Origin of the sequence: Streptomyces sp. NPDC001787 (assembly GCF_040297465.1) — a bacterium.
GTDB lineage: Bacteria > Actinomycetota > Actinomycetes > Streptomycetales > Streptomycetaceae > Streptomyces.
The window spans coordinates 50,718-57,025 of record NZ_JBEOZE010000047.1 but is presented as its reverse complement, the minus strand read 5'-3'; the positions used below and the strand labels follow the sequence as shown (position 1 = coordinate 57,025).

The 6,308-nt window shown below is 68.1% G+C and carries 3 protein-coding genes; all 3 read left to right on the top strand.

The genetic code is table 11. The annotated features are described in order from the left end of the window. The first annotated feature begins 519 nt into the window (after nucleotides 1-519). Nucleotides 520-1,047, top strand: a complete 528-nt coding sequence (locus ABT170_RS38140) for a hypothetical protein (protein ID WP_351875418.1) — start codon at nucleotides 520-522, stop codon at nucleotides 1,045-1,047. A 16-nt stretch (nucleotides 1,048-1,063) separates the two neighbouring features. Beyond that, nucleotides 1,064-3,724, top strand: coding sequence for a DEAD/DEAH box helicase (locus tag ABT170_RS38135; RefSeq protein WP_351875415.1), 2,661 nt, complete (start codon nucleotides 1,064-1,066; stop codon nucleotides 3,722-3,724). Nucleotides 3,725-4,424: 700 nt separating this feature from the next. Beyond that, a partial coding sequence (locus ABT170_RS38130) for a tetratricopeptide repeat protein (protein WP_351875412.1) occupies nucleotides 4,425-6,308 on the top strand: 1,884 nt, incomplete at its 3' end.

Here is a 6,308-nt window from a genome sequence, read left to right as displayed (position 1 = left end):
TGTCTTCCTTGAGCTCGGCCACGAGCTTCATGGTCCGCGTGACGTCGACCCGCGGAGCGGGTCCCACAGCGCTGCGCGCTGTGCAAGGGAGGGCGGTTCGCTTCGCTCACCGCACCACCGGCTTCGCCGGTGGTGGCCCTTGCGCTTCGCTTCAGGGTTGGCCGCTTTGCGGCTGGGCCTCGCTGCGCGAGGCTGGCCCGTTCCGGGCCTCTGTAGCCCTTGCTGTGCAAGGGGTGTGACGCCCACTTTGTGGGCGGGGCGGGGTCCGCTGCGCTCCCCCGCCGGGCCCTTCCGGCTTCGCCTCCAGGACCAGGGGCCCGCTACGCGGGCGGCTGGCTACAGGGTGTGGGCGGCGGGTTCTCGTGTTGCGCAGTCTAGATAAGAATGCACATGTACAGTTGGTGGAAGCAAGGCACATCTCCTGAAGCCCTGAAGGGCTCCTCTCAGGAAGAGAACACGCGTGTGGAACCGCTTTTTTTGCAGGTTACGAGGAGTGCGCTGATGTGATATGCGGATGACGTGGCCCGGGACGTGGTGCGCCGTCAGGGAGCGGGTCTGAGTGCGGCGGAGGTGTCGGGGAAGGTGGCCGAGGCCGCGGTGCGGGAGCGTGAGACCGCCGGGGCGCTGACGGGCTGGGTCCATCAGTCGTCCAGTGAGCTGTCGTATGAGGATCCGCAGCATCTGGCCGAGGTGTGGAAGGCCCGGCACGTGGAATGGCTGCGGGTCCGGGACTTGATCGCGGCTGCCGGGGCAGGCATGTACGACCCTGAGCAGGACAGCGTGGGCAGTGCGTGGGCCCGTGAGCATGAGGAGCGGCGGGCCGCCGCTCTCGCCGGCCACGCGGCCTGGATGGCACAGCGGCGCGAGGCGAAGGCCGAGCTCCATGCGGCGGTATGGCTGGACGCCTCCACCGGCCGGCGGCTCCGCGCGGTGGCCGAGGGCACGGGACTCACCGCGGAGCAGGTCCTCGCCCAGCTCGCACAGCACGTCGTACTCGGCGCGGACGGCACCCTCTCCATCCCGCCCTTCACGCCGCGCAATTCCTAGAAAAGGACGTCAGGGAATGCCCGCTATTCAGCTTCGGGAACACCAGGTGGATGCGAATGCGCGTATCCGGAAGTGGGTGGGGTTCCCTTCGAGAACGGCTGTGTCGGAGGGTGGTGCCCGTGCCACCGTCGTGTCGGCGACCGGGTCCGGGAAGACGATCACCGCCGCGTGGGCCGCGCTCGACAACTTCCGGGACGGCCGGATCCTCGTCATGGTTCCCACCCTGGATCTGCTCGTGCAGACGGCCCTGGTGTGGCGCAGGGTCGGGCACCACGCGCCGATGGTCGCGGTGTGCTCGCTGGAGAAGGACGACGTCCTGGAGCAGCTCGGGGTGAACACGACCACGAACCCGATCCAGTTGGCGTTGTGGGCGGGGCACGGGCCGGTGGTGGTGTTCGCCACGTACGCCTCCCTCGTGGACCGGGAAGACGTCGACGCCCCCTTGGGTCAAGAGAGGGTGCGGGGGCCGCTGGAGGCCGCTCTGGCGGGCGGTGAGCGGCTGTACGGGCAGTCCATGAGCGGGTTCGACCTCGCCGTCATTGATGAGGCGCACTCAACGGCGGGTGATCTTGGCCGCCCGTGGGCGGCGATCCACGACAACCAGCGGATCCCGGCCGCCTTCCGCCTGTACCTCACGGCCACCCCGCGGATCCTCGCTTCGCCGCGGCCGCAGAAAGGGAAGGACGGCAAGGAGCTGGAGATCGCGAGCATGACCTCCGATCCGGCAGGAACCTACGGCGAGTGGATTTTCGAGCTGGGGTTGTCGGAGAGCGTCGAGCGGGGTGTCCTCGCGGGCTTCGAGATCGACGTGATCGAGATCCGCGACCCCGAGCCGGTCCTCGGTGTGTCGGAGGAAGCACTGCGTGGCCGGCGTCTTGCACTGCTCCAAGCCGCTCTGCTGGAGCACGCCGCGGCGCACAACCTGCGCACCGTGCTGACGTTCCACCAGCGGGTCGAGGAAGCCCGAGCCTTCGCGGAGAAACTTCCCGAGACCGCCGCCGAGCTCTACGCCACCGAAGCATCGGACCGGTTCCTCAACGACGCGGCCAAACTGCCGACATCCTCGATCAAGGCGGAACTCTACGACCTGGAACCGTACCGGCACGTCCCACCGGACCGGGTGTGGGCGGACTGGCTGTGCGGAGACCACCTCGTCTCCGAGCGGCGCGAAGTCCTCCGCCAGTTCGCCAACGGGATCGATGCGGAGGACCGCCGGGTCCACCGGGCATTCCTCGCCTCCGTACGCATCCTCGGCGAAGGCGTCGACATCGTCGGCGAACGCGGCGTCGAAGCCGTCTGCTTCGCCGACACCCGCGGCTCCCAGGTCGAGATCGTCCAGAACATCGGACGTGCGCTCAGGCCCAACCCGGACGGAACGACGAAGGTAGCCCGCATCATCGTGCCGGTCTTCCTGCACCCCGGCGAAGACCCCACCGACATGATCGCCTCCGCCTCGTACGCACCCCTCGTAGCCCTCCTCCAGGGACTCCGCTCACACGACGAGCGCCTGGTCGAACAACTCGCCTCCCGCGCCCTGACACGCAGCAGCCGGGAACGGCCCGTACACGTTCAGCGGGACGCGGACGGGCGGATCATCCGGGCCGAGGGTGAGGGAGAGGTCGCCGCCCGGGAGGACGGAACGGAGGCCGTGGTCGAATCGGCGCTGCTGCACTTCTCGACACCGCGTGACCCGGCGACGATCGCGGCGTTCCTGCGGACCCGGGTATTCCGGCCCGAATCGCTGGTGTGGCTGGACGGATACCAGGCCCTGCGACGGTGGCGGGAAGAGCACGAGATTGCGGGGCTGTACGCGGTTCCGTACGACACCGAGACCGAAGTCGGCGTGGTGCGGTTCCCGCTCGGCCGGTGGGTCCACCAACAACGGCGGGCGCAACGGGCCGGTGAACTCGACGACCACCGCAAAGAACTCCTCGACCAGGAGGGCATGGTCTGGGAACCCGGCGACGAAGCATGGGAGACGAAGCTCGCCGCGCTCCGGTCCTTCCACCGGGCCCACGGACACCTCGCGCCACGGCAGGACGCCGTATGGGGCGAAGCCGACGACGACCTGGTAGCCATCGGGCAGCTCATGGCCAACCTGCGCCGGAAGGACGGCCTGGGCAAAAACCCGGAACGCTCCCGGACACGCGCCATGCAGCTGGCCGCCATCGATCAGGACTGGAACTGCCCGTGGCCACTCGACTGGCAACGCCACTACCGGGTCCTCGCCGACCTCACCGACACCGAGGCCGACGGGACCCTCCCCGACATCCAGGCCGGCGTCCTCTTCGAAGGCGACGACCTCGGGAAATGGCTCGCACAACAACGCCGGGCACACACCTGGGCACAACTGAGCGCCATGCAGCAGGAACGCCTCGGCCGGCTCGGAGTGACACCCGACGAAGCTGCCCCCGCCCCCGTGACAGCACGCACAACGAAAGGGACGGGAAGGCTGTCAGCACCCTTCCGGCGGGGAATCGCCGCCCTCGCCCAGTACCTCCAACGCGAAGGACACGAACGAACCGTCCCGAGGAAGCACGAAGAACCCATCAACATCGACGGCCAGGAACACGTCGTGAAACTCGGGGTGTTCATCAGCAACACCAAAAGCCGACGAGACCGGCTCACCCCCGAGCAGCGTGAGGTTCTCGCCGGGCTGGGGGTGGAGTGGGCGTGACACCGGCTGTAGCCGGTCGTTGAACCGGTCGGACAGACGTCACATCCTGTCGACGGAGATCCCGGGCGGCCCTTACCGCCCGGGATCTCCCGCTGTCGGCGCCGCGCTCCTGGCCGTGGTCACGCTCTACCGGCCGGAGGAGAAGATCCCCGCGGTGACCCGCGCGACCAGTAACGGTGCCAGCCGACACCGGAGGGGGACCTTCATCAGGGAGCCATTGAAGGCCCCACCCTGCGGGAGACCACCTGATCCCAGAATATCGAAACACCGCCGGGCGGTCCGACTCTGGCCTACATGAGATCTCTCGCCACCGTGACAGCGTCTGACCTGCATGTCTATCGCTCCGTGACAGCAGACACCCACGCATCTCTCACTTCCCAGACAGCGAACCCCACCTCAAGAACCGCTGCTGACCAGTGACAACACACCAACGCCGACTGCCTCTCACCGCCACTGCCCCGAGACCGAGAAAACGCCGCTGGCGCTCTCTTGCGCTTTGCTGACAGCCGGGAGCTCTGGATTAGACACTGATGGTCTGCGTCTGACGCAGCAAGCGTGGGCGGACGTGATGTCGTCCTCCGGGTGAGGTAGGCGAGTGGCGGGGGTGGCAGGGATGTCGGGGTCGGGTATGCGGGGTCTGTCGCGGGGGGCGTTGATCCGGCAGCGTGCGAAAGCGCGGTTCGTGGGTCGGCGTGCGCAGTTGGCGCTGTTCACGGAGAATTTGTCGAAGGACCCTTTCTCCGAGGAGGATCCGGCGGACTTTCTGTTCCATGTGCGCGGTGTAGGTGGTGTAGGGAAGTCCACGCTGCTGCGGCAGTGGCAGGAGGCGGCCAGGCGTGCGGACGCGGTGACGGCAGTGGTGGACGAGAACGACGTCCACGGGGTGCAGCAGACCTTGGTCGAGCTGGCCCGACAGCTGACGGAGCAGGCGGGGCCGTGCAAGGAGTTCGACAAGGCGGTCGAGCAGTTCAGGCGGGAGCAGGCGGTTCAGGCTGAGCCGACGCCTGTGGAGGGTGAAGCGTCGGTATCGAGCCGGGCGGTGACACAGGTCGCGTTGGGAGCGGCGTCATTGATCCCGGGGGCCGGCGTCGTGGCGGCGATGGCGAATCCGGACGCTGCGGCCCAGGGGCTGGACCGGCTCAGGTCGGCGTCCCGGACCCGTGCCCAGCGGCGCGGTAGCCGGGGTGACGAGACGGGGTTGAGCCGTGCTTTCGTCGGCGAGCTGGAGCGGTTGTGTCGTCGGCAGCGGTGGGTGGTGCTGTTCTTCGACACGTGGGAGCAGACCGCGCAGTACTTGGACGGATGGCTGCTGCGGTTGCTGGATGAAGAGTTTGGCCCGGTGCCGGCGAACGTCATCGTCGTGATGGCGGGCCGTGACGAGCTGACGGAGCGGGAGTGGGCGCCGCTGCGGGATCAGGTCGCGGACGTGCCGTTGGAAGTTTTCACCGAGGCGGAGACACGCTCGCTGCTGACTGCGCGGGGGGTATCCGATCCGGGGGTGGTGGAAGCGGTGCTGCAGCTGTCGATGGGGCTTCCGCTACTCGTCGAGCTTCTTGCTCTGGCCCGGCCGCACACGGTCGAGGACGTCGACGCGGGCGGAGACCTCGCCGACGTGGCTGTCGAGCGCTTCGTCCAGTGGATCACGGACCCGGAAAAGCGTGAGGCGGTGCGGGCATGTGCGCTGCCGTTGCAGCTGAACGAGGATGTCTTCGCCGCTGCGGCAGGACCTGGCGCAGCGGGGCTGTGGGAGTGGCTGTGTGGGCAGCCGTTCGTCAGTGGCCGTGGCGACTACAAGCACTACCATGCGGTAGTCCGTGCCAGCATGGTAGGCCAGCAGCGTATCCACTCCCCGCAGGGCTGGGCTTCGGCGCATCTGCGGCTCGCTGACACTCATGCCGCCTGGCGTGCCGCGGCCGAGGAACGGCTCCCCGAAGCCAAGCGCTGGAGAGACACTGGATGGCGCCGGCACCGCCTTGACGAGACGTACCACCGGCTGTGCGCCCACCCGGTTGCGTATCTGACGGCCGCTCTGGAAGATCTCGTGCACGCTGCGGGTCAGGACGCCACCGTGCTGCGGCAGTGGATCGAGACCCTGGAACAGGCCGCGCAGGACACCACCGACACGGCCCTGTTCTCCTGGGCGGAGCGCCTTCGGGACGCGCTCACCGGCGACGAGCCCGGTCTCGTGTGTCTTCGAGCCCTTCTGTCCCACAGCCATCTGAGTGCTGAAAGCAGAAGCTGGGCTTCCACGTATCGGGGCATCCGCCTCCACTTCCGCGACCGGGAGAACGATGCGCTCGCCGAGTTCGACCGGGCCATCGAGCACAACGCCCGCAACGCTCGTGCCTGGGCTCGTCGCGGGGAAACCCATCGATGGCTCGGCCACTACGACCAGGCCATCACCGACCTCACCACCGCACTCGAACTCAACCCCACCTACACCTGGGCGCTGGGCCAACGCGGCCAAACACACCGGCAGGCCGGCCGGTACGACCAGGCCATCACCGACTTCACCGCCGCACTCGAACTCAACCCCACACTCGCCTGGGTACTCGGATCTCGTGGAGAGGCACACCGGCAGGCC

What these genes read in the sequence shown, in the direction of transcription:
- ABT170_RS38135 (WP_351875415.1), top strand. Translation starts at nt 1,064, where the DNA reads ATGCCCGCTATTCAGCTTCGGGAACACCAGGTGGATGCGAATGCGCGT.